Origin of the sequence: Streptomyces sp. NPDC058751, from assembly GCF_042746485.1 — a bacterium.
Taxonomy (GTDB): domain Bacteria; phylum Actinomycetota; class Actinomycetes; order Streptomycetales; family Streptomycetaceae; genus Streptomyces.
Genome location: NZ_JBHYPZ010000076.1, coordinates 1 through 22921, shown reverse-complemented (window position 1 = coordinate 22921; position 22921 = coordinate 1). Strand labels below are relative to the sequence as shown.

The 22921-nt window shown below is 71.2% G+C and carries 20 protein-coding genes, 1 pseudogene and 1 riboswitch; of the genes and pseudogenes, 18 read left to right on the top strand and 3 right to left on the bottom strand.

Annotated elements, in window-relative coordinates:
• The 14 genes and pseudogenes from ACFW6B_RS40040 to ACFW6B_RS39975 all read left to right on the top strand — a co-directional run.
• Positions 1-102: pseudogene (locus ACFW6B_RS40040) on the top strand (ABC transporter ATP-binding protein); the annotation flags it as partial.
• A gap of 358 nt (positions 103-460) precedes the next feature.
• Positions 461-1363 carry a squalene synthase HpnC gene (gene hpnC / locus ACFW6B_RS40035; protein ID WP_386604671.1) on the top strand — a complete coding sequence of 301 codons (903 nt, stop codon included), beginning with the start codon at positions 461-463 and terminating at the stop codon, positions 1361-1363.
• Positions 1360-2310 carry a presqualene diphosphate synthase HpnD gene (gene hpnD, locus ACFW6B_RS40030; RefSeq protein ID WP_386604669.1) on the top strand — a complete coding sequence of 317 codons (951 nt, stop codon included), beginning with the start codon at positions 1360-1362 and terminating at the stop codon, positions 2308-2310. The genes hpnC and hpnD overlap by 4 nt, the downstream gene beginning before the upstream one ends.
• A complete protein-coding gene (locus ACFW6B_RS40025) occupies positions 2310-2450 on the top strand; it encodes a DUF6380 family protein (RefSeq protein WP_386604667.1) in 141 nt (46 codons plus the stop codon). Before hpnD ends, ACFW6B_RS40025 begins: the two co-directional genes overlap by 1 nt.
• Positions 2447-3853 (top strand): hydroxysqualene dehydroxylase HpnE, encoded by a 1407-nt coding sequence (hpnE, locus tag ACFW6B_RS40020; protein ID WP_386604665.1) that lies wholly within the window; start codon positions 2447-2449, stop codon positions 3851-3853. Before ACFW6B_RS40025 ends, hpnE begins: the two co-directional genes overlap by 4 nt.
• Positions 3854-3867: 14 nt before the next feature.
• Positions 3868-4980, top strand: a complete 1113-nt coding sequence (locus tag ACFW6B_RS40015) for a polyprenyl synthetase family protein (RefSeq protein WP_386604676.1) — start codon at positions 3868-3870, stop codon at positions 4978-4980.
• A 152-nt stretch (positions 4981-5132) separates the two neighbouring features.
• Positions 5133-7136: a squalene--hopene cyclase gene (gene shc / locus ACFW6B_RS40010; protein ID WP_386604663.1), complete on the top strand. Its 2004-nt coding sequence runs from the start codon at positions 5133-5135 to the stop codon at positions 7134-7136.
• Positions 7136-7777 carry a 1-hydroxy-2-methyl-2-butenyl 4-diphosphate reductase gene (locus tag ACFW6B_RS40005; RefSeq protein ID WP_386604661.1) on the top strand — a complete coding sequence of 214 codons (642 nt, stop codon included), beginning with the start codon at positions 7136-7138 and terminating at the stop codon, positions 7775-7777. Before shc ends, ACFW6B_RS40005 begins: the two co-directional genes overlap by 1 nt.
• Before the next feature lie 5 nt (positions 7778-7782).
• Entirely contained in the window at positions 7783-8805 is a 1023-nt protein-coding gene (gene hpnH, locus ACFW6B_RS40000) for an adenosyl-hopene transferase HpnH (protein ID WP_386604659.1), read from the top strand.
• Positions 8806-8809: 4 nt separating this feature from the next.
• Positions 8810-9967: a flavodoxin-dependent (E)-4-hydroxy-3-methylbut-2-enyl-diphosphate synthase gene (gene ispG, locus ACFW6B_RS39995; RefSeq protein ID WP_386604657.1), complete on the top strand. Its 1158-nt coding sequence runs from the start codon at positions 8810-8812 to the stop codon at positions 9965-9967.
• Positions 9968-9994: 27 nt separating this feature from the next.
• Positions 9995-11947 carry a 1-deoxy-D-xylulose-5-phosphate synthase gene (dxs, locus tag ACFW6B_RS39990; protein ID WP_386604655.1) on the top strand — a complete coding sequence of 651 codons (1953 nt, stop codon included), beginning with the start codon at positions 9995-9997 and terminating at the stop codon, positions 11945-11947.
• Complete coding sequence (locus tag ACFW6B_RS39985; protein ID WP_386604652.1) at positions 11944-13344, top strand: aspartate aminotransferase family protein; 1401 nt, start codon at positions 11944-11946, stop codon at positions 13342-13344. The genes dxs and ACFW6B_RS39985 overlap by 4 nt, the downstream gene beginning before the upstream one ends.
• Positions 13345-13464: 120 nt before the next feature.
• Positions 13465-14103 carry a helix-turn-helix domain-containing protein gene (locus tag ACFW6B_RS39980; RefSeq protein ID WP_386604650.1) on the top strand — a complete coding sequence of 213 codons (639 nt, stop codon included), beginning with the start codon at positions 13465-13467 and terminating at the stop codon, positions 14101-14103.
• Between the two features lie 29 nt (positions 14104-14132).
• The gene (locus ACFW6B_RS39975) at positions 14133-14249 is read left to right on the top strand and encodes a DUF6126 family protein (RefSeq protein ID WP_356166334.1); all 117 of its coding nucleotides are present in this window, start codon (positions 14133-14135) and stop codon (positions 14247-14249) included.
• Between the two features lie 20 nt (positions 14250-14269).
• Here the strand turns inward: ACFW6B_RS39975 and ACFW6B_RS39970 are convergent, their stop codons facing one another.
• Positions 14270-15070, bottom strand: a complete 801-nt coding sequence (locus tag ACFW6B_RS39970) for a tyrosine-protein phosphatase (RefSeq protein WP_386604647.1) — start codon at positions 15068-15070, stop codon at positions 14270-14272.
• Between the two features lie 637 nt (positions 15071-15707).
• Positions 15708-15865: riboswitch (cyclic di-AMP (ydaO/yuaA leader) on the top strand.
• Positions 15866-15869: 4 nt separating this feature from the next.
• Between ACFW6B_RS39970 and ACFW6B_RS39965 the strand changes: the two genes are divergently transcribed.
• From ACFW6B_RS39965 to ACFW6B_RS39955, 3 genes are all read left to right on the top strand, one after another.
• On the top strand, positions 15870-16823 hold the full coding sequence (locus ACFW6B_RS39965; RefSeq protein WP_386604645.1) for a peptidoglycan DD-metalloendopeptidase family protein: 954 nt from the start codon (positions 15870-15872) through the stop codon (positions 16821-16823).
• A gap of 269 nt (positions 16824-17092) precedes the next feature.
• Positions 17093-17878 (top strand): SGNH/GDSL hydrolase family protein, encoded by a 786-nt coding sequence (locus ACFW6B_RS39960; protein WP_386604673.1) that lies wholly within the window; start codon positions 17093-17095, stop codon positions 17876-17878.
• A 316-nt stretch (positions 17879-18194) separates the two neighbouring features.
• Positions 18195-19439, top strand: a complete 1245-nt coding sequence (locus tag ACFW6B_RS39955; protein ID WP_386604643.1) for an RNA-guided endonuclease InsQ/TnpB family protein — start codon at positions 18195-18197, stop codon at positions 19437-19439.
• A gap of 13 nt (positions 19440-19452) precedes the next feature.
• Here the strand turns inward: ACFW6B_RS39955 and ACFW6B_RS39950 are convergent, their stop codons facing one another.
• A complete protein-coding gene (locus tag ACFW6B_RS39950; protein ID WP_386604640.1) occupies positions 19453-20073 on the bottom strand; it encodes a TetR family transcriptional regulator C-terminal domain-containing protein in 621 nt (206 codons plus the stop codon).
• A 77-nt stretch (positions 20074-20150) separates the two neighbouring features.
• Positions 20151-21332: a Glu/Leu/Phe/Val dehydrogenase dimerization domain-containing protein gene (locus ACFW6B_RS39945; protein WP_386604638.1), complete on the bottom strand. Its 1182-nt coding sequence runs from the start codon at positions 21330-21332 to the stop codon at positions 20151-20153.
• Positions 21333-21661: 329 nt separating this feature from the next.
• Between ACFW6B_RS39945 and ACFW6B_RS39940 the strand changes: the two genes are divergently transcribed.
• Positions 21662-22879 carry an MBL fold metallo-hydrolase gene (locus ACFW6B_RS39940; RefSeq protein ID WP_386604636.1) on the top strand — a complete coding sequence of 406 codons (1218 nt, stop codon included), beginning with the start codon at positions 21662-21664 and terminating at the stop codon, positions 22877-22879.
• Positions 22880-22921: the final 42 nt, after the last annotated feature.

Below are 22921 nucleotides of genomic sequence, written 5' to 3'. Positions count from 1 at the left end.
GACACCTGCGACCGCGTGCTGTGGCTGGAGCGCGGCGAACTGCGCATGGACGGCCCGACCGCGGACGTCCTCAAGGAGTACGAGAAGTTCACGGGGAAGTAGCCCGATTCGCCCAGGGCCCCGCCGGAACCCTCCGGTGGGGCCCTGCGTCTGCGAAGGAAACGCCAACTCCCGTCGGCATGAGGAATCTTGATGCCAATCGGTGTGTTGTTGTGATGTGCAGGACACCCCGGCGGAGTGTGCCGCGTTGTACAACGTAAGCTGTACCGGTGCTGAATCGCGTCAAGTAGGGCGATAATACGCGACACCTGGCACCGTCACGCCGAGCGGATCCCAGGGCGGCGTGTCCGAAATGGGCAGTGTTGGGTCGGCAGTGTAGAACGGGAGATGTGACGGCAATGGCTACGGTGACCCTCCAGCTCCGCGATGCGTGTGCCGTCCTCGCGCCGGGCGGCGAGCGGTGACCGAAGCCGGGACGGCCCGCACCGGTGATCCGGTGCGCGGCACCCTCGACAAGGCCGCGGACGAGAACTTCCCCGTGGCCCCCTTCTTCCTGCCCAGGGCCTGGCGCGACGACCTCATGGCCGTCTACGGCTTCGCCCGCCTCGTGGACGACATCGGTGACGGCGACCTCGCCCCCGGCGGCGCCGACGCCCGCCTCCTCGGCGTGCCGGCCGCGGACGCCGACGACCCCCTGGTCCTGCTCGACGCGCTCGAAGCCGATCTTCACCGCGTGTTCGAATCGATCCCGCACCACCCCCTGCTGCGCAGGCTGGGCCCCGCCGTCCGCCGCGCGGACCTGACCCCCGACCCCTTCCTCCGCCTGATCGCCGCGAACCGCCAGGACCAGCTCGTCAAGCGGTACGAGACCTACGACGACCTGCTCGCCTACTGCGAACTGTCCGCGAACCCCGTCGGCCGCCTGGTCCTCTCCGTCACGGGGACGTCCACGCCCGAGCGGGTCCGCCGCTCCGACGCGGTGTGCACGGCGCTCCAGATCGTCGAGCACCTCCAGGACGTGGCCGAGGACCTCGGCCGTGACCGCGTCTACCTGCCCGCCGAGGACATGAAGCGTTTCCACGTCGTCGAAGCGGATCTCGCCGCCCCCACAGCAGGCGCATCGGTGCGAGCACTGGTTGCATACGAAGCAGAACGCGCCTCGAACCTCCTGAATGAAGGCACCCCCCTCGTGGGTAGCGTCCACGGCAGGCTGAAACTGCTGCTCGCGGGATTCGTCGCGGGGGGGAAGGCGGCGGTCCGAGCGATCGCCGCCGCCGAATACGACGTACTTCCCGGCCCGCCCAAGCCCGGCAAGCTCCAGCTGCTGCGCGAGGTGGGAGTGACTCTGCGAGGAGAGGGGTGATCCGGACCGTGGAGTCGGAACAGCACGTGTCCGCACCGGTACTCGCCGCGTACAGCTACTGCGAGGCGGTGACCGGTCAGCAGGCCCGTAATTTCGCGTACGGCATCAGGCTCCTGCCGACGTCCAAGCGCCGCGCGATGTCGGCGCTCTACGCGTTCTCCCGGCGCGTCGACGACATCGGCGACGGCACGCTGGCACCGGACGTGAAGACGGCACGGCTGGAGGAGACCCGGGCACTGCTCGCCCGCGTGCGCGCGGGCGCCGTCGCCGAGGACGACACCGACCCGGTCGCGGTCGCCCTCAGCCACACCGCCGAGTACTTCCCGGTGCCCCTCGGCGGCCTGGACGAACTCATCGACGGCGTGCTGATGGACGTGCGCGGCGAGACGTACGAGACCTGGGACGACCTGAAGGTCTACTGCCGGTGCGTGGCCGGGGCGATCGGGCGGCTCTCCCTCGGGGTCTTCGGCACCGAACCGGGGGCGCGCGGCGCCGAACGCGCACCGGAGTACGCGGACACGCTCGGGCTCGCGCTCCAGCTCACCAACATCCTGCGGGACGTCCGCGAGGACGCGGGGGAGGGGCGCACCTATCTGCCCGCCGACGACCTGGCCAAGTTCGGCTGCTCGGCCGGGTTCGACGGGCCGACCCCGCCCGAGGGCTCCGACTTCGCGGGCCTCGTGCACTTCGAGGTGCGGCGGGCGCGTGCCCTCTTCGCGGAGGGCTACCACCTGCTGCCCATGCTGGACCGGCGCAGCGGAGCCTGCGTCGCGGCCATGGCGGGCATCTACCGGCGTCTCCTCGACCGCATCGAGCGCGAGCCGGAGGCCGTGCTGCGCGGCCGGGTCTCCCTGCCCGGACGCGAGAAGGCGTACGTCGCCGTGCGCGGCCTCTCCGGTCTCGACGCCCGCAACGTCTCCCGCCGTACGGTCCGGAGGCGTGTCTGATGGACACCGTGGGCCGTGGCGACGCGGCCGGTGAAAAGTGGTGGGCAACCCTCCGGAGCCGGGCGGCGTCCCTGACTGAGACGGCCCGTCGTGGAGCGTTCCACCGGCACGGCGCGGCCACGGGGGAGGGTGCGCGATGAACGAGGCCGAGTTCACCGACGACTCCGGCCGGGTCGGCGCCGTGGTGATCGGCGGAGGCCTCGCCGGCATCACCGCCGCGCTCGCGCTGGCCGACGCCGGGGTCCGGGTGACCCTGCTGGAGGGCCGGCCGCGCCTCGGCGGTCTCGCGTTCTCCTTCCGGCGCGGCGAGCTCACCGTGGACAACGGACAGCACGTCTTCCTGCGCTGCTGCACCGCCTACCGCTGGTTCCTCGACCGCGTCGACGCGACCGCGCTCGCGCCCCTGCAGGATCGTCTCGACGTGCCCGTTCTCGATCTGGAGGCATCACCGGGACGACGGCTCGGCAGGATCGGCCGCAGCGCGCTGCCCGTTCCGCTGCACCTCGCGCGCAGCCTCGCGACGTACCAGCACCTCTCGCTCGCCGAGCGCGCCAAGGTGGGCCGTGCCGCGCTCGCGCTCAAGGGCCTGGACCTCACCGATCCGGCGCTCGACGCGCAGAACTTCGGCGACTGGCTCGCCGGGCACGGTCAGTCGCGACGTGCCGTCGAGGCACTGTGGGACCTCGTGGGGGTCGCCACCCTCAACGCGGTGGCCCAGGACTCCTCGCTCGGGCTCGCCGCGATGGTGTTCAAGACGGGTCTGCTGTCCGACCCGGGCGCGGCCGACATCGGCTGGGCGCGCGTCCCGCTGGGCGAACTGCACGACACCCTGGCCCGCAAGGCGCTCGACTCCGCGGGCGTACGTACCGAGATCCGTACACGAGTCACCTCCGTCTCCTCTCTCGAGAACGGCCGCTGGAGCGTCCAGGTTCCCGGCGAGCGCATCGAGGCCGACACCGTCGTGCTCGCCGTACCCCAGCGCGAGGCCCACGACCTGCTGCCCGAGGGGGCGCTCGACGCCCCCGGCCGGCTTCTGGACATCGGCACCGCGCCGATCCTCAACGTCCACGTCGTCTACGACCGCAAGGTCCTCACCGCGCCGTTCTTCGCGGCCCTGGGCTCCCCGGTGCAGTGGGTCTTCGACCGCACCGAGGCGTCGGGACTGCGGGAGGGGCAGTACCTGGCGCTGTCGCAGTCGGCCGCGCAGGACGAGATCGACGAGCCCGTCGCCGCCCTCCGGGAGCGCTATCTGCCCGAACTGGAGCGATTGCTGCCCGGTGCGCGCGGCGCCGTGGTGGAGGACTTCTTCGTGACCCGGGAGCGCACCGCGACGTTCGCCCCCGCCCCGGGCGTCGGACGGCTGCGGCCCGGCGCCCGTACCAATGCCCCCGGCCTCTACCTGGCCGGAGCGTGGACCGCCACAGGGTGGCCCGCGACCATGGAGAGTGCGGTTCGCAGTGGCGTCGGCGCGGCGGACGCCGCGCTGGGCGCCCTGGGCCGCCCCCGCGACCATCTCCTCGGACTCTTCGAGGAGGCCGCATGACGCTCGACCGGAGCATGGCAGGTCCCCGCACTCCCGGTTCCGTAACAAGAGGAGAGATTGTGCCCACTGTGCCCCCGGCCGAAACGGCTGCCGACGCGGTGGACGTGACCGCGCTCCTGGAGCGCGGCCGGACCCTGGCCACACCGGTGCTCAAGGCGGCTGTCGACCGTCTGGCACCGCCCATGGACACCGTCGCCGCCTACCACTTCGGCTGGATCGACGCCGAGGGCAACCCCGCGGACGGCGACGGGGGCAAGGCGGTGCGCCCCGCGCTCGCCGTGCTCTCCGCGCAGGCCGCGGGCGCGGCCCCCGAGGTGGGCGTCCCCGGCGCGGTCGCCGTCGAGCTGGTGCACAACTTCTCGCTGCTGCACGACGACCTGATGGACGGCGACGAACAGCGCCGCCACCGCGACACCGTCTGGAAGGTGCACGGCCCCGCCCAGGCGATCCTGGTCGGCGACGCCCTGTTCGCGCTGGCCAACGAGGTCCTGCTCGAACTCGGCACCGTCGAGGCCGGCCGGGCCACCCGGCGCCTGACCACCGCCACCCGGGCCCTGATCGACGGCCAGGCCCAGGACATCTCCTACGAGCACCGCGACCGCGTCAGCGTCGAGGAGTGCCTGGAGATGGAGGGCAACAAGACCGGTGCCCTGCTCGCCTGCGCCTGTTCCATCGGCGCGGTCCTCGGCGGCGCCGACGACCTCACCGCCGACACGCTGGAGCGCTACGGCTACCACCTCGGCCTCGCCTTCCAGGCCGTCGACGACCTCCTCGGCATCTGGGGCGACCCGGAGGCCACCGGGAAGCAGACCTGGAGCGACCTGCGCCAGCGCAAGAAGTCCCTGCCGGTCGTGGCCGCGCTCGCCGCGGGCGGCCACGCCTCCGAGCGGCTCGGCGAACTGCTCGCCGAGGACGCCAAGGCCAGCGACTTCGAGAACTTCTCCGAGGAGGAGTTCGCCGCGCGCGCCGCGCTCATCGAGGAGGCGGGCGGCCGCGAGTGGACCGCCCAGGAGGCACGCCGCCAGCACGCGATCGCGATCGAGGCGCTGGACGCCGTACCGATGCCCGAGCAGGTACGCGCCCAGCTCGTGGCGCTGGCCGACTTCGTCGTCGTGCGGAAGAGATGATCGTTATCGGTCGAATAAACCTCGCGTAGTCGCCGGCCGGTGCCTTCCCCAAGCTTCGAACCCTGTTCGAGCGGGGGGATGTCCATCCGAACGAACGCACCGGCCGACGGCGGACCCACAGCAGAGACACACCACTGCACGAAGGGGAAGCCATGACAGCGACGACCGACGGAAGCACCGGGGCCCTGCCTCCCCGCGCTGCCTCGGCCAGCGAAAACCGTGATCAGACGACTCCCGAGGCGGCCGGGACCGTCGAGACCCGAGACGCCGCCACGCGCGCCGTGGAGCGCGCCACGGACTTCCTGCTCGCCAGGCAGGACGCCCAGGGCTGGTGGAAGGGCGACCTCGAGACGAACGTCACCATGGACGCCGAGGACCTGCTGCTCCGTCAGTTCCTGGGCATCCGCGACGAGCCGACCACCCGTGGGGCCGCGCTGTTCATCCGCGGCGAGCAGCGCGAGGACGGCACCTGGGCGTCGTTCTACGGCGGTCCGGGCGAACTCTCCACCACCATCGAGGCGTACGTCGCCCTGCGGCTGGCCGGGGACGCCCCGGACGCCGCGCACATGGCGAAGGCGTCCGCGTGGATCCGCGAGCGCGGCGGCATCGCCGCGGCCCGTGTCTTCACCCGGATCTGGCTCGCCCTCTTCGGCTGGTGGAAGTGGGAAGACCTCCCCGAACTCCCGCCGGAGCTCATCTACTTCCCCAAGTGGATGCCGCTGAACATCTACGACTTCGGGTGCTGGGCGCGGCAGACGATCGTGCCGCTCACCGTCGTCTCGGCGAAGCGTCCGGTGCGGCCCGCGCCGTTCCCGCTGGACGAGCTGCATGCCGACGCCCCCCACTCCGGCCGGGCCAAAGTCCTTGCCCCGGTGACCAGTTGGGACGGCGTCTTCCAACGCATGGACAAGGCGCTGCACCAGTACCGCAAGGTCGCGCCGCGCGCGCTGCGCAGAGCGGCGATGAACACGGCCGGCCGCTGGATCATCGAGCGCCAGGAGAACGACGGCTGCTGGGGAGGCATCCAGCCGCCCGCCGTCTACTCGGTCATCGCGCTGCATCTGCTCGGCTACGACCTCGAACACCCGGTGATGCGCGAGGGGCTGGCCTCGCTAAACCGTTTCGCCGTGTGGCGCGACGACGGCGCCCGGATGATCGAGGCCTGTCAGTCGCCGGTGTGGGACACCTGCCTCGCCACCATCGCGCTGGCCGACGCGGGAGTGCCCGCCGACCATCCGCAGCTCGTCAAGGCCGCGGACTGGATGCTCGGGGAGGAGATCGTCCGGCCCGGCGACTGGTCGGTCAAGCGGCCCCAACTGCCGCCGGGCGGCTGGGCGTTCGAGTTCCACAACGACAACTACCCCGATATCGACGACACCGCGGAGGTGGTCCTCGCGCTGCGTCGCGTCCGGCACCACGACCCGGACCGTGTCGAGAACGCCATCGGACGCGGGGTCCGCTGGAATCTCGGCATGCAGTCCAAGGACGGCGGCTGGGGCGCGTTCGACGTCGACAACACCAGCGCCTTCCCCAACCGGCTGCCGTTCTGCGACTTCGGGGAGGTGATCGACCCGCCCTCCGCGGACGTGACGGCGCACGTGGTGGAGATGCTGGCGGTCGAGGGGCTCACCCACGACCCGCGCACTCGCCGGGGCATCGAGTGGCTGCTCTCCCACCAGGAGCCGAACGGCTCCTGGTTCGGGCGCTGGGGCGTCAACTACGTCTACGGGACCGGGTCGGTCGTCCCGGCGCTCGCGGCGGCGGGGCTGCCCGGCTCGCACCCGGCGATCCGCCGGGCGGTCGCCTGGCTGGAGTCCGTGCAGAACGAGGACGGCGGCTGGGGCGAGGACCTGCGCTCCTACGACGACATCGCAGGATGGAGCGGACGCGGCGCCTCGACCGCCTCGCAGACCGGCTGGGCCCTGCTCGCCCTGCTCGCCGCGGGGGAGCGCGACTCCAAGGCCGCCGAACGCGGCATCGTCTGGCTCACCGAGACGCAGCTCCCCGACGGCACCTGGGACGAGCCGTACTTCACGGGGACCGGTTTCCCGTGGGACTTCTCGATCAACTACCACCTCTACCGCCACGTCTTCCCGCTCACCGCGCTCGGCCGCTACGTCCACGGAGAGCCCTTCTCCCCGACCGAGGGGGGCTGATGGACAGGACGCCCGCTCCGGCCCCGCTCCTGATCGCCTGCGCGCTCGGCATCGAGCACCTCGCCCTGCGCAGCGGCGACCGGAGCGGCGCCGGCGGGCCGGTCACCGTGCTGCGCACCGGCATGGGACCGAGGGCCGCGGACCGGTCGGTCACCCGGGTGCTCGCCGACCCGGCGCTGGACCGTGCGTCCGTGCTCGCCACCGGCTTCTGCGCGGGGCTCGCCCCGGGCATGCACCCCGGGGACCTGGTCGTCGCCGAGGAGACCCGGGACCCGGCCGGCACCACGCCGTGCGCGGGCACCGATCTGCTGGTCAAGGAACTCGCCCGCGCAGTGCCGGGCCGCACCGTCCACACCGGGCCGCTCACCGGCTCCGATCACGTGGTCCGCGGTCACGAGCGCTCCGCCCTGCTCGCCACCGGCGCCATCGCCGTCGACATGGAGTCGGCGGCCACCCTGCTCGGCGCCGTCCGCTCGGGCACCCGTCCCGTTGCGGCCGTCCGGGTGGTCGTGGATGCTCCAGAACATGAACTCGTCCGAATCGGCACGTTCCGCGGGGGAATATCAGCCTTCCGCGTTCTTCGTGCCGTGCTTCCCGCTTTCTTCGAATGGCACCGTTCTTTGTCGCTCCCTCGGAGGTGAGCCGTATGGCCATGCCGCTTCGGCAGTCCATGAAGGTCGCTGCGTACCTGTTTGAACAGAAGCTCCGGAAGCGGGACAAGTTCGCCCTGCTCGTCGAACTGGAGCCGCTCTTCGCGTGCAACCTCGCGTGCGAGGGCTGCGGCAAGATCCAGCACCCCGCCGGTGTGCTCAAGCAGCGCATGCCGGTCGCCCAGGCGGTGGGCGCGGTCCTCGAATCCGGTGCGCCGATGGTGTCCATCGCCGGCGGCGAGCCCCTGATGCACCCTCAGATCGACGAGATCGTGCGGCAGCTGGTGGCGAAGAAGAAGTTCGTCTTCCTCTGCACCAACGCGATGCTGATGCGCAAGAAGATGGACAAGTTCAAGCCCTCGCCCTACTTCGCCTGGGCCGTCCACATCGACGGGCTGCGCGAGCGGCACGACGAGTCCGTCGCGAAGGAAGGCGTCTTCGACGAGGCCGTCGAGGCGATCAAGGAGGCCAAGCGGCGCGGCTTCCGGGTCACCACCAACTCGACCTTCTTCAACACCGACACCCCGCAGACCGTCATCGAGGTGCTGAACTACCTCAACGACGACCTGAAGGTCGACGAGATGATGCTCTCGCCCGCCTACGCCTACGAGAAGGCCCCCGACCAGGAGCACTTCCTCGGCGTCCAGCAGACCCGGGAACTGTTCAAGAAGGCCTTCGCGGGCGGCAACCGGCGCCGCTGGAGGCTCAACCAGAGCCCGCTCTTCCTGGACTTCCTGGAGGGCAAGATCGACTTCCCGTGCACCGCGTGGGCGATCCCGAGCTACTCGCTCTTCGGCTGGCAGAAGCCCTGCTACCTGATGAGCGACGGGTACGTGCAGACGTACAGGCAGCTCCTGGAGGAGACCGACTGGGACTCCTACGGCCGGGGCAAGGACGACCGGTGCGCCAACTGCATGGCCCACTGCGGCTACGAGCCGACCGCCGTCCTCGCCACCATGGGATCCCTCAAGGAGTCGATCCGGGCGGCCCGCGAGACCTTCACGGAAAGCCGCGGGTGATGTCATGACCGCCGTTTCCCTGGGCCTCCCCGAGGTACCGGTCCGGCCGATCGCGGAGCGCCGCCTGTCGCGGCGCATCCAGGTCGGACCGGTGGCGGTCGGCGGCGGTGCGCCCGTGTCGGTGCAGTCGATGACGACCACGCGTACGTCGGACATCGGCGCCACGCTCCAGCAGATCGCCGAGCTGACCGCCTCCGGCTGCCAGATCGTGCGGGTCGCCTGTCCCACCCAGGACGACGCCGACGCGCTCGCCACGATCGCCGAGAAGTCCCAGATCCCCGTCATCGCGGACATCCACTTCCAGCCGAAGTACGTCTTCGCCGCGATCGAAGCCGGCTGCGCGGCCGTGCGCGTCAACCCCGGCAACATCAAGCAGTTCGACGACAAGGTGAGGGAGATCGCGCGGGCCGCGGGGGACGCGGGGATCCCGATCCGCATCGGCGTGAACGCGGGCTCGCTCGACGGGCGGCTGCTCCGGAAGTACGGCAGGGCGACGCCCGAGGCGCTGGTGGAGTCCGCGCTGTGGGAGGCGTCCCTCTTCGAGGAGCACGGCTTCCGGGACATCAAGATCTCGGTCAAGCACAACGACCCGGTCGTCATGGTGAGTGCCTACCGGCAGCTCGCCGCCGCCTGCGACTACCCGCTGCACCTCGGCGTGACCGAGGCCGGCCCCGCCTTCCAGGGCACCATCAAGTCGGCCGTCGCCTTCGGCGCCCTGCTCTCCGAGGGCATCGGCGACACCATCCGGGTCTCGCTGAGCGCGCCGCCCGCCGAGGAGGTCAAGGTCGGCATCCAGATCCTGGAATCGCTCGGACTGCGGCAGCGGCGCCTGGAGATCGTCTCCTGCCCGTCCTGCGGCCGCGCCCAGGTCGACGTGTACAAGCTGGCCGACGAGGTCACGGCCGGTCTGGAGGGCATGGAGGTCCCGCTCCGCGTCGCCGTCATGGGCTGTGTCGTCAACGGTCCCGGCGAGGCCCGCGAGGCCGACCTCGGCGTCGCCTCCGGCAACGGCAAGGGGCAGATCTTCGTCAAGGGAGAGGTCATCAAGACCGTCCCCGAGTCGAAGATCGTGGAGACCCTCATCGACGAGGCGATGAAGATCGCCGAACAGATGGAGAACGACGGCGTCGCGTCCGGGGAACCGGCCGTCACCGTGAGCTGATCAGCACGGACCGAGAGGGGGCCCGACGTGACGATTCTGGAGAACATCCGGGGACCACGCGACCTGAAGGCGCTGTCCGAGGCGGAAATCGGTGAACTGTCCGAAGAGGTGAGGGAGTTCCTGGTGCACGCGGTCGCCAGGACCGGCGGTCACCTCGGACCCAATCTGGGAGTGGTGGAGCTGTCCATCGCCCTCCACCGGGTCTTCGAGTCCCCGGTCGACCGCATCCTGTGGGACACCGGCCACCAGAGCTACGTGCACAAGATGCTGACAGGACGTCAGGACTTCTCCAAGCTGCGCGGCAAGGGCGGCCTGTCCGGCTATCCCTCCCGCGAGGAGTCCGAGCACGACGTCATCGAGAACAGCCACGCCTCCACGGCGCTCGGCTGGGCGGACGGGCTCGCCAAGGCCCGGCAGGTGCAGGGCGAGAAGGGGCACGTCGTCGCGGTCGTCGGCGACGGCGCGCTGACCGGCGGCATGGCCTGGGAGGCGCTGAACAACATCGCCGCGGCCAAGGACCGGCCCCTGATCATCGTCGTCAACGACAACGAACGCTCGTACGCCCCCACCATCGGCGGTCTCGCGAACCACCTCGCGACCCTGCGGACGACCGACGGCTACGAGCAGATCCTCGCCTGGGGCAAGAAGGTCCTGCTGCGCACCCCCCTTGTAGGCAACACCGTCTACGAGTCGCTGCACGGTGCGAAGAAGGGCTTCAAGGACGCCTTCGCGCCGCAGGGCATGTTCGAGGACCTCGGGCTCAAGTACGTCGGGCCCATCGACGGCCACGACGTGGGAGCCGTGGAGTCGGCGCTGCGCCGCGCCAAACGCTTCCACGGACCCGTGCTCGTCCACTGTCTGACGGAGAAGGGGCGCGGCTACGAACCCGCGGTCGCGCACGAGGAGGACCACTTCCACACCGTCGGGGTGATGAACCCCCTCACCTGCGAACCCCTCGTACCGTCCAACGGCCCTTCCTGGACCTCCGTGTTCGGCGACGAGATCGTCAGGATCGGCGAGGAGCGCGAGGACGTCGTGGCCATCACGGCGGCCATGCTGCATCCCGTCGGGCTCGGGAAGTTCGCCGAGAGGTTCCCCGACCGGGTGTGGGACGTGGGCATCGCCGAGCAGCACGCCGCCGTGTCCGCGGCCGGACTCGCGACCGGCGGTCTGCATCCCGTCGTCGCCGTGTACGCCACCTTCCTCAACCGGGCCTTCGACCAGCTCCTCATGGACGTCGCGCTGCACCGCTGCGGGGTGACCTTCGTCCTCGACCGCGCGGGGATCACCGGCGTCGACGGCGCCTCGCACAACGGCATGTGGGACATGTCGATCCTCCAGGTCGTCCCCGGCCTCAGGATCGCCGCGCCGCGCGACGCCGACCAGCTCAGGGCCCAGCTCCGGGAGGCGGTCGCCGTGGACGACGCGCCGACCCTGGTCCGCTTCCCGAAGGAGTCCGTCGGGCCGGTGATCCCCGCGGTGGACCGGGTGGGCGGACTCGACGTCCTGCACCGGGGCGAGCGCCCCGAGGTCCTGCTCGTCGCGGTCGGTGTCATGGCCCCGGTCTGTCTCCAGGCCGCCGACCTGCTGGAGTCCCGCGGCATCGGCTGCACCGTCGTCGACCCGCGCTGGGTCAAGCCCGTCGACCCGGATCTGCCCGCCCTCGCCGCCGGGCACCGGCTCGTCGCCGTCGTGGAGGACAACAGCCGGGCCTCGGGCGTCGGCGCCGCCGTCGCGCTGGCCCTCGGGGACGCCGAGGTCGACGTGCCCGTGAGGCGGTTCGGCATCCCCGAGCAGTTCCTCGCGCACGCCAAACGGTCCGAGGTGCTGGCCGACATCGGGCTCACGCCCGTGGAGATCGCCGGACGGATCAGCGCAGCCCTGGCCGTCGGGGACGAACGGGCCAAGGCCGCGTACGAGCCGACGAAGGCCGCCGGCCGGCCGGCCGCGGAAGAGCCGCCCAAGGAGAAACAGGAATGACCGACCCTGCCCAGAAGGGGGAGTTCGACCTCGGCGCGCTCCTCGCCGAGCGCGGAGCCGAGCGCTACGAACTGCACACGAAGTACCTGAACCACCAGCTCCCGCGCATGCTGCACACCATCGGCTTCGACAAGGTCTACGAGCGGGCCGAGGGGGCCCACTTCTGGGACGCGGACGGCAACGACTACCTGGACATGCTCGCCGGCTTCGGGGTGATGGGCCTCGGCCGCCACCACCCCGTCGTCCGGCGCGCCCTGCACGACGTCCTCGACGCCTCGCTCGCCGACCTCACCCGCTTCGACTGCCAGCCGCTGCCCGGACTGCTGGCCGAGAAGCTGCTCACCCACAGCCCGCACCTGGACCGGGTGTTCTTCGGCAACAGCGGCACGGAGGCGGTCGAGACCGCGCTGAAGTTCGCCCGGTACGCCACCGGCAGACCGAGGATCCTGTACTGCGCCCACGCCTTCCACGGGCTGACCACCGGCTCCCTGTCGGTCAACGGCGAGGACGGCTTCCGCGACGGCTTCGCACCCTTGCTGCCCGACACGGCCGTCCCGCTCGGCGACCTCGACGCCCTGGCGAGGGAGCTGAAGAAGGGCGACGTCGCCGCGCTCATCGTGGAGCCGATCCAGGGCAAGGGCGTCCACGAGTGCCCGCCCGGATACCTGCGCGCCGCCCAGGAGCTGCTGCACCGGCACAAGGCGCTGCTCGTCGCGGACGAGGTGCAGACCGGCCTCGGCCGGACCGGGGACTTCTACGCCTATCAGCACGAGGAGGGTGTCGAACCGGACCTGGTGTGTGTCGCCAAGGCGCTCTCCGGCGGTTACGTGCCGGTGGGCGCGACCCTCGGAAAGGACTGGATCTTCAAGAAGGTCTACTCCTCCATGGACCGGGTCCTCGTGCACTCGGCGAGCTTCGGCTCCAACGCCCAGGCCATGGCGGCGGGCCTCGCGGTGCTCTCCGTGATGGAGAACGAGCAGATCGTCGCGAACGCGCGCGTCACCGGAGAGCTCCTGAAGTCCCGGCTGGCGGCCCTGGTCGACCGCTACGAACTGCTGAGCGAGGTCCGCGGACGGGGGCTGATGATCGGCATCGAGTTCGGCCGGCCCGCCTCGCTCAAGCTGCGCGGCCGCTGGACCATGCTGCAGGCCGCGCGCAAGGGTCTGTTCGCGCAGATGGTCGTCGTGCCGCTGCTCCAACGGCACCGCATCCTCACCCAGGTCTCCGGCGACCACCTGGAGGTGATCAAGCTGATCCCGCCGCTGGTCGTCGACGAGCGGGACGTCGACCGGTTCGTGGAGGCCTTCACCGCGGTGATGGAGGACGCGCACAACGGCGGCGGGCTGATGTGGGACTTCGGGAAGACGCTGGTGAAACAGGCGGTGGCGAACCGCTGAGGGCGGGCCGCCCGGGCCGCCCGGGCGGCCCGCCACGAGCCGGAGGCCACCCGAGGTCGGGCTCTTTGCCTCCGGGGCAAGAAAATTGCCCTGGAGGCAATTGTTTGGCTCAATGGGTCCATGAGCCCCGCCGATCCGGGGGCGGCCGACGAGCCGTCCGCCGAGCTGCACGCCGTCGCGCCCCGGCTCCGCGCCCTGCGCCGCGGTGCCTCCCTCACGCTGGAGGCCGCCGCCCGCGCCGCCGGACTCTCGCCTGCGCACCTCTCCCGCCTGGAGACCGGGCAGCGCCAGCCCTCGCTGCCGATGCTGCTCACGCTGGCCCGGGTCTACGGTACGACGGTCTCCGAACTGCTCGGCGAGGAGGTCCCCGACCGGGACGCGGTCGTACGGGCCGCCGACATGGAGCCGGCTCCGGCGGGCGGCTGGACCTACTGGCAGGCGGGCTCCGCGGGCCGCGGCATGCAGGCGCTGCGCGTGCACGTCCCCTACGGTTCGCAGGGCGACATCGTGCGCGTCCACCCGGGCGAGGAGTGGCTGTACGTCCTCCAGGGGCGGCTCACCCTGCGCCTCGGGGACACCGCGCACGTCCTCGAGCCGGGAGACTGCGCCCACTTCGACTCGCTCACCCCGCACCGCATCGCCGCCGCCGAGCGTGACGGAGTCGAGCTGCTGTTCGTACACACCCTGTTGCAGAGCCCCGTCGCCGCGCTGTGCCTCGGCCCGGCGACGGCCCACCCCACCCCGGGAGAGACGTCATGACCGAACCCACGGAACCCCGCCGCCGGTCCATGGAGGAGAAGTTCCCGCGCGCCCTGTGGGTGCGGCTGATCATCTACGTCGCCGTCGGCCACCTGTTCGCGGCCTTCATCTACCTGCTGTTCACGCTGGGCGCGCAGAACCAGTAGGGCCCGGCCCGGCGCGCGGCTCAGTCCAGGAGCCGGGCGCGCAGGCGCTCCCGCAGCTCCGGCGTCAGCCCCAGTCCCTGCTCCAGATAGGTGTCGACGCCGCCCCAGGTCTCCTCGATCACCTCGAACGCGGCCGTCAGGTACTCGGCGCGCGCGTCGAACAGCGGGCTGAGCAGTTCCATCACCTCGGGGGAGTAGGCGTTGCCCGCCGAGGAGCCGTTGCGGTGCACCTTGTAGCGGCGGTGCGTGGCGTTCGACTCCAGGTAGTCGGACACGATCGCCTCGCGCTCGACGCCGAGGGCGAGCAGGGTGACAGCGATGGACAGTCCGGCGCGGTCCTTGCCCGCCGCGCAGTGCATCAGTGCCGGCACGCTGTCGTCGGCCAGGGCGTGCAGCACCTGGGAGTGCTCGGCCGTGCGCTCCCTGATGATCGTGCGGTAGGAGCCGATCATCCGGTTCGCGGCCTTGCCGTCGCCGAGGAGCACGCGAAGCTGGTCGAGGTCGCCGTCGCGGACCATCTTCCAGAACTCGCTGCCGTCCGCCGGGTCGCTCAGCGGGAGGTTCACGTTCCGCACGCCCGGCAGTTCGACGTCGGGGCCCTCCAGCTTCTGGTCCGCGGCGTTGCGGAAGTCGAAGATCGTGTGGAGTCCCAGGGAGGCTAGGAAGACGGCGTCCTCCTCCGTGGCGTGGGCGAGGTGGCCGCTGCGGAACAGCTGTCCGTGGCGCACTCGCCGGCCGTCCGTGGTGGGCAGTCCGCCCACGTCGCGGAAGTTGCGCACTCCGCCGAGTTCGGGCTCGGTCGACGGGATCTGCTGCGTCACGGGGGTCCTCCCATTCGGCCGCCGGCGTCACCGGGCTGGACTCGGCGCCGCTCGTCGGCAGTTGTACCGGCTCGCGCTCTCGACGATACGACATGGGTACCTGGGGCAATGAGTTGTCCACAGGAGCGGGCCCCGGGGCGGAACGTCCTGGAAGCGGCGCTTCACGGACAACTTGCCTCGAACGTGTGTTCTAGTCGGGTGGAGGGTGCGGCGTACTTCCGGCCGCGCGGGCCGTCGGTGGGGATCGGGGCGAAAGGGGCATTCGTGAGCGCCGTTCCGCGTGTCATTTCGTGTGGGGGTCCGAATGTGTCGGTTATCCGAAGACTTCATGTCTGGGTGTTCTGTCCGAATAAGCACCTTCATTACAACTGGCCCTGGAATAAGGCGCCCTGGGGTGAGTCGCGTGAGGAGCGTCATATTCGTGACGATGCGTTGCCGTCCTCGTTTCTCAACTCGCGTGAAATGCAGGGATGTTGAGACGTCGGGGAGATCGTCGGTCCACGGAGGGTGACGGCGATCTCCGCATGGATCAAGAAAGACGAGCACGCAGAAACCGCCCATAGTTGTCGACGCGCTCTCATGTCGCCTACGTTCTGCCTCAATCCGGACGGACGCCCAATCCTGCCGCCGCCCGGAATCCGCACACTCACCCGTACACGGCAGGAGCGGGGGACCCACAGGTTCCGTGCCTGGTCCGGTCTCCGGAACAGGCTAGGGGTACAGCCGCGCAGCAGCGCGGCCGGGCATCTCCAGCCCGCACCCGACAGCTCACCCCGCAGGCGCCGGAGAGGAATTCGTCATGCCCGCGAAGGGTAAGCACCGCCGTCCCAAGTCCCCGCGTCTCACCCGCTCGATCGCCGTGGCCGGAACCGGTGGCGCCGCACTCGCGCTGCCTCTGATGGGAGCCACGGGTGCCCACGCCGCGACCCCGGTCACCGGTGTCGCGCAGCATGTCGAGAAGGCCGCGACCACCGTCCCCGCGGGCAAGACCGCCGCCTCCGCCGGTAAGGCCACCGTCACGACGAAGACGTACGCGGTGAGGTCCGGCGACTACCTCTCGAAGATCGCCGACGAGCAGAACGTCAGCGGCGGCTGGAAGAAGATCTACGCCGACAACCGCTCCGCCATCGGTGGCGACCCGTCACTGATCCACCCCGGTCTGAAGCTGTCGCTCGACGGGAAGGCGGCCTCCGCCGCCCACTCGGCTCCCAGCTCGGCTCCCAGCTCGGCCCCCCACGCGGCTCCCCGGACAACCACCTCGGCGAAGTCCGACAAGGCGACCCCGGCAGCCGAGACGGCCGCCCCCGCCGCTTCCGCCGGCAGCTCTTCCGCCAACACCTCTTCCGGCTACACCATGCCGGTCGACAGCAGTTCCGTCGGCACCGCTTACAGGGTGGCGGGCGGCATGTGGTCCAGCGGCTACCACACGGGCGTGGACTTCGTGATCCCGACCGGCACCACGATCAAGTCCATAGCCGCGGGCACCGTCGTCTCCGCGGGCTGGGGCGGCGCCTACGGCAACCAGGTCGTCGTCCAGCACGCCGACGGCAAGTACTCCCAGTACGCCCACATGTCGTCGCTGTCCGTCTCGGCGGGCCAGACCGTGACCGCGGGGCAGCAGCTCGGTCTCTCCGGCGCGACCGGCAACGTGACCGGACCGCACCTGCACTTCGAGATCCGCACCGCGCCGGGCTACGGCTCCGACGTCGACCCGGTCGCGTACCTGCGCTCGCACGGTGTCGCCGTGGGCTGACCCCACCCAGCCTCCTGCTCCTGACGGCAGGAAGATCTCCGTAGGCCGGACCCCCGATCCCCCGGGTCCGGCCTTCGGTGTCCCCCGGAACCGGATCAGGGCGGTCGCTGCCTCAACATCCGTGGCGCGAACCGTATTCCGGAGTTGACCAATGCTTGGCGAGTGGCTTATCTCACCGCCCGTCAACCCTTCCCTACGGTCGCGTAGCTCACATCGAAAGGTGAATCATGCTCGATGTGGCAGACGATTCGAAGAACGACAACAGACCGGTGATCGGGTCGTACGTGTCGGTGGGGGACAGCTTCACCGAGGGCGTCGGCGACCCCGGGCCCGACGGGGCGTTCGTGGGCTGGGCCGACCGGTTCGCGGTACTCCTCGCGGACCGCAGGCCGGAAGGCGATTTCGAGTACACCAATCTCGCCGTGCGCGGCAAACTGCTCGACCAGATCATCGAGACCCAGCTCCAGCGGGCCAAGGAACTCGGTCCGGACCTGGTCTCGTTCTGCGCCGGCGGCAACGACATCATCCGTCCCGGCACCGACCCCGACGAGGTCGCGGAGCGCTTCGAGCGCGCGATCGCCGACCTCACCTCCGCCGTCGGCACCGTCATGGTGACGACCGGCTTCGACACCCGTGGCGTTCCCGTGCTCAAGCACCTGCGCGGCAAGATCGCCACCTACAACGGACACGTGCGGGCCATCGCGGACCGCTACGGCTGTCCCGTCCTCGACCTCTGGTCCCTGAAGACGGTCCAGGACCGCCGGGCCTGGGACGACGACCGGCTGCACCTCTCGCCCGAGGGGCACACCCGGGTGGCGCTCCGCGCCGGGCAGGTGCTCGGCCTCGAGGTCCCGGCCGACCCCGACCAGCCCTGGCCGCCCCTCCCGCCGCGCGGCACCTTGGAGGTGCGCCGCGACAACATCCAGTGGGCGCGCGACTACCTGGTCCCGTGGATCGGGCGGCGGCTGCGCGGGGAGTCCTCGGGCGACCACGTCTCGGCCAAGGGAGCCCTGTCCCCGGACGACATCAAGCTGCGCATCGACGCGGTGGCCTGAGCCGGGCCCGGCCCACCCGGGCCGGTGCCCGTAGGCCGTGACCGCCCCTCTCCGGCCACGCCGGTCAGGGGCGCCACTCGCCCGCCCCGGAAGGGTCCGGGACGAGCGCCTTCGTCACGGCCCGGGCGGAGGGGCGGGCGAGACGCCACGGGGCCGGGGCCGGACACCGCGCCCCGCGCGGGTCATCAGGTCTCCTTCGTGGATACCCCGGCCTTCAGGCCGGGGAGGAAGCGAAGCTCCTGCGGAGCAGGGCAGGGAAAGCCGGTTCGTCCCTGGGCGGACCGGCGTTGTCAGTGGCGGCCGTTAGGTTGGTCCCGTGCATCTGCGGTACTCCTTCCGGCTCGAGCCGACGCCGGGTCAGCGCATTGCGCTGGCCCGTACGTTCGGCTGTGCCCGGGTGGTCTACAACGATGCGCTGGCCGCGAGGAAGGCCGCGTACCAGGCGGACAAGTCGCGGATCGCGACGGGTGCTCTGGCGAAGCGGGTGATCACCGACGCGAAGAAGAGGCCCGAGCGGGCTTGGCTCGCCGAGGTGTCGGTGGACGCCTTGCAGTCCTCTCTTCGTGATCTCGATACGGCGTACGCGAACTTCTTCGCGTCGGTGTCGGGGAAGCGGCGGGGGCGCCGTATGGGGCTTCCGGTATTCAAGTCGAAGAAGGACAGCCGGCAGGCCGTCCGTTTCTCCAGGAACGGGTTCCGGCTGCGGGACAACGGGCGATTGAACCTCGCGAAGATCGGGGACGTCCGGGTCCGCTGGTCCCGGGAGCTGCCTTCCGCTCCGTCGTCGGTGACTGTGGTCAAGGACGCTTCGGGCCGGTACTTCGCGAGCTTCGTGGTGGACGTCGAGCCCGAAACGCTGCCGCCCGTGGATGCCGAGGCCGGTATCGACCTGGGGCTGACGCATTACGCCGTTCTGTCCGACGGGCGGGTGATCGACAACCCCCGCTTCCTGCGGCGTGCCGAGCGTCGGCTGAGGAAGGCGCAGCAGGCGTTGAGCCGCAAGACGAAAGGGTCGAAGAACCGGGCCAAGGCCCGACTGAAGGTCGCCCGTGCGTACGCCCGGGTGGCCGACGCGCGCAGGGACTGGTGCCACCAGACCGCTTCGAGACTGATCCGCGACAACCAAGCGGTCTACCTCGAAGACCTGGCGGTCTCCGGCCTGGCCCGCACTCGCCTCGCCAAGTCCGTGCACGACGCCGCATGGGGCATGTTCCGCCGCGTGCTGGAGGAGAAGGCAGCCCGCTACGGCCGGCACGTCGGCATCGTCTCCCGCTGGCTGCCCTCCTCCCGGACATGCTCGGTCTGCTGGGCCGTGGACGGAAAGAAGCCGCTGCACGTGCGTATCTGGCGGTGCGAGGGCTGCGGTACCGAACATGATCGCGACCTCAACGCGTCGCGAGTGATCCTCGCCGCCGGGCAGGCGGAGAGGCTAAACGCCCCTGGAGGGCCGGTCAGCCCTGGGGTGGAAATCCCACGCCAGGCACGGCCCGTTGAACGGGGAACCCACCCGAAGGCCCAGCCGGTCACCACCGGCAGCCAGGCGGGAATCCCCGTCCTTTAGGGCGGGGAGGATGTCAACGCACCGCGGCCATCAACGCCTCGCGCTCCAGGCCCAGTTCGCGGGCGAGTGCCTCGTCCGCCCACTCCTGGGTCCGTGCCCGCGACACCGCTCCCGAGTACGCCGTCATCTGGACCGCCAGTCCGTCCAGCAGCGCCGTGAGCCTGAGGGCCGCGCTCGTGGGGTCCGGACAGCGGAACTCGCCGGCCGCCACGCCCTCCGCGATCACCTCGGTCAGCGCGGCCTTCCACTGCCGGTCGAGGTCGCGGGTGACATCGCGCAGCGCGGGCTCCCGCAGGGCGACCGCCCAGCCCTCGATCCACAGGCGCCAGCCCTTGGCCTGCCCCGTCGGGGCGTACCAGCGCACGGCGGCGCGGAGGCGGCGCAGCGCCGTCGTGCGGCGGCCGAGCAGCTTGCGCAGATGGGCGAGGTCGCCCTCGGCGGCGTGGGCGAACGCGGCGGCGACCAGCTTCTCCTTCGTCGAGAAGTGGTACAGCACCAGCGCGTTGCTCACCCCGAGGGCCGAGGCGACGTCGGCGATCCGTACCGCCGCCACGCCCCGCGCCTCGATCTGTTCGACGGCGGCCCGCAGCAACTCCTCGCGCCGCTCCGCCACGCTCAACCGGACTCTCGCCACGCGGCAACCCTACACAGCCCCGCCAGGAGGGGTCCCGGCAGGAACGGAGCGGCCCGGGCCGTCCCGCTCCGCGTTCCTCAGCGGTACCAGCCGAACCGCTCCGCGATGACCGGCAGCCGGTCGGTGACGATGGCGTGGGCGGCGGCCCGCGGGGTCGTGCCGTCGGCCTCCGCGCGCGCGAGCGTCCGGTCGATCAGGGCGCGCATGGAGCGCCGGGTGTGGGCGAACGCCTCGTCCGCGTCGGCGCCGATGTCACCGAACAGGGTCCACCACCACCAGGCGTTGGTACCGGAGTTGACCACGACGTCCGGCAGGACGGTGACCCCGCGCGCGGCGAGCGACCGCTCCGCCTCCGCGAGGACGGGCATGTTGGCCGCCTCGACGATCCAGCGGGCCCTGATCTCCCGCTCGTTCGCCGTGTCGATCGCGTACGAGACGGCGGCGGGCACCAGCACCTCGGCGTCGGCGGACAGCCAGGCGTCACCTGGGAGTTCCAGGTCGTCCGGGCGCAGCGCCGCGCGGTCGACCGTCCCGTACGCGTCCCGTGCCGCGAGCAGCGCCTCGACGTCGAGGCCGTCCGGGTTCGCGACGGTTCCCTTGACGTCGGCGACGGCCACGATCCTGAGTCCCGCGCGCGCGAGGAACCGCGCGGTGGCCCCGCCCATCGTGCCGAGCCCCTGCACGGAGACGCGCGTTCCCGCGTAGGGCGTGTCGGCCCGGTCCAGGGCGGCGAGCACCGACTCGGCCACCCCGCAGCCGCCGACCAGCTCGTCCAGGCCGATGCCGTCCACCTCGACCGCGAAGGCGTCCGCGAGCCGTTTCCGGGCCGCCGCCTCGTCGTCGAGCAGCGGGTACACGGCCTGGATGGAGGAGACGAGCCCGGCCTCCCCGGCGGCCCGGTCGACCAGGTCCTGGCTGAGCCCGAGATCCTCACCGGTGGTCCAGAAGGACTCGATGTAGGGGCGCATGGCGCGCAGGTAGCGCACCAGGAGGCCGTACGCCTCCGGGTCCCTCGGGTCGCAGTCGATCCCGCCCTTGGCCCCGCCCAGCGGGACGTAGCGGCCCTCGGGGTTGTAGTGCAGGGCCTCTTTCATCGTCATGCCGCGGGCGAGCCCGGCGACCTCCTCCAGCGTGCAGCCGGGGCGCATCCGCAGTCCGCCGCTGGAGACGCCCCGCACGAGCCGGTCGACGACGAGGAACCCCGGACGGCCGGTGACGTGGTCCGTCCAGGTGAGCGTCATCAGCGGGGCGGCGGTCATGGGGGTCTCCTCGGGGGGGGTCCGGGGTGGGGCCGGGAGTGCGCGGTTCCCGGGCGGGCGCGCGCCGGGGCCGCCGGGACCAGTGCTTCTCTACTGAATTACGGGTCAGTATCGGAACGGGTGCCGGGCCGTGTCAACGAACGGGTCCGGCGGTGTCGGGGGCACGACGGCGTCCGCCGCGCCGCCCAGGGCGGAAGAAGCGGGGGCGCGGTGGGGTTGAGCACGTACGGAACCAGGGCCGCGGACATCGCGTTGTGACCAGGGTGACCCGGCGCCGTCAGAGACGACGACCATAATGAAAGCCTGACCGACTCCATCTGGAGGTATCCGTGACCGGTTTCCGTACCCTGAGCTCCGGGCTCCGCGCGCTGCGGCCCGCCGCCTTCGGCGCGGATCCGGCCGGCGCGCGCATGCGGCGCATCCGCAACTCGCCGAACTTCGCGGACGGAGTCTTCCAGAACCCGGAGACCGCCCGCACCCGCCCCGACGGTTCGATGGTGGAGTTCGCGAAGGTCTACTTCCGCAGCGAGGAGCGCGCCCACCGCTCCCCGGCCGGGACCGTGCCGGTGCACGCGACGACGGTGGCCGACCTGGCCAGGCCCGCTGCGACCGGGCTGCGGCTCACCTGGATGGGGCACTCCAGCGTCCTCGCGGAGATCGACGGCCACCGGGTGCTGTTCGACCCGGTCTGGGGCGAGCGCTGTTCCCCGTTCGCCTTCGCCGGTCCCAAGCGGCTGCACCCGGTTCCGCTGCCGCTCGCCGCGCTCGGACCGGTCGACGTGGTGGTGATCTCGCACGACCACTACGACCACCTGGACATGCCCACGATCAAGGCACTGGGCGGCACGGACGCGGTGTTCGCCGTGCCGCTCGGCGTCGGAGCGCATCTGGAGCACTGGGGCGTCCCGGCCGGGCGGATCCGCGAGCTCGACTGGAACGAGTCGACCCGGGTGGGCGGGATCACCCTGACGGCGACGCCCGCGCGCCACTTCTGCGGGCGCGGCCTGCGCAACACCCAGCACACCCTGTGGGCCTCCTGGGTCGCCGAGGGCGACGAGCACCGGATCTACCACAGCGGCGACACCGGCTACTTCCAGGGCTTCAAGGACATCGGCGCCGCCCACGGCCCGTTCGACGCCACGATGATCCAGATCGGTGCATACAGTGACTTCTGGCCTGATATTCATATGACGCCCCAGGAGGGGATGCGCTCCCATCTGGACCTCCAGGGCGGGCGGCCCTCCGGGGTGATGCTGCCGATCCACTGGGGGACGTTCAACCTGGCCACCCACGCCTGGGCCGACCCGGGCGAGGGGACGCTCGCCGCCGCCCGCGCGGCCGGGGCGCGCGTCGCCCTGCCCCGTCCCGGGGAGCCCTTCGAGCCCACCGCCGCGACCGTCCCCTCCGAGCCGTGGTGGCGTGGCGTGGCGCGGGCGCCGAAGGGCGGCTGGCCGGCCGTCGGGGAGAGGGTCACCGACACGCCCGGTGACGTCCTCGGAGGCTCGACGGAAGGCACCGGAGAGCCCGAGACGGTGCCCGCGGGCTGATCCGAGGACCTGCGGCGGGGGCCGGGGAGCACGGTGCTCCCC

Excerpts from the sequence above, each read along its gene's own strand:
- ACFW6B_RS40025 (WP_386604667.1), top strand. The coding sequence starts at position 2,310 with ATGGACACCGTGGGCCGTGGCGACGCGGCCGGTGAAAAGTGGTGGGCA.
- hpnE (WP_386604665.1), top strand. The coding sequence starts at position 2,447 with ATGAACGAGGCCGAGTTCACCGACGACTCCGGCCGGGTCGGCGCCGTG.
- ACFW6B_RS40015 (WP_386604676.1), top strand. The coding sequence starts at position 3,868 with ATGGCAGGTCCCCGCACTCCCGGTTCCGTAACAAGAGGAGAGATTGTG.
- shc (WP_386604663.1), top strand. The coding sequence starts at position 5,133 with ATGACAGCGACGACCGACGGAAGCACCGGGGCCCTGCCTCCCCGCGCT.
- ACFW6B_RS40005 (WP_386604661.1), top strand. The coding sequence starts at position 7,136 with ATGGACAGGACGCCCGCTCCGGCCCCGCTCCTGATCGCCTGCGCGCTC.
- hpnH (WP_386604659.1), top strand. The coding sequence starts at position 7,783 with ATGGCCATGCCGCTTCGGCAGTCCATGAAGGTCGCTGCGTACCTGTTT.
- ispG (WP_386604657.1), top strand. The coding sequence starts at position 8,810 with ATGACCGCCGTTTCCCTGGGCCTCCCCGAGGTACCGGTCCGGCCGATC.
- ACFW6B_RS39985 (WP_386604652.1), top strand. The coding sequence starts at position 11,944 with ATGACCGACCCTGCCCAGAAGGGGGAGTTCGACCTCGGCGCGCTCCTC.
- ACFW6B_RS39980 (WP_386604650.1), top strand. The coding sequence starts at position 13,465 with ATGAGCCCCGCCGATCCGGGGGCGGCCGACGAGCCGTCCGCCGAGCTG.
- ACFW6B_RS39975 (WP_356166334.1), top strand. The coding sequence starts at position 14,133 with ATGGAGGAGAAGTTCCCGCGCGCCCTGTGGGTGCGGCTGATCATCTAC.
- ACFW6B_RS39965 (WP_386604645.1), top strand. The coding sequence starts at position 15,870 with ATGCCCGCGAAGGGTAAGCACCGCCGTCCCAAGTCCCCGCGTCTCACC.
- ACFW6B_RS39945 (WP_386604638.1), bottom strand. The coding sequence starts at position 21,332 with ATGACCGCCGCCCCGCTGATGACGCTCACCTGGACGGACCACGTCACC.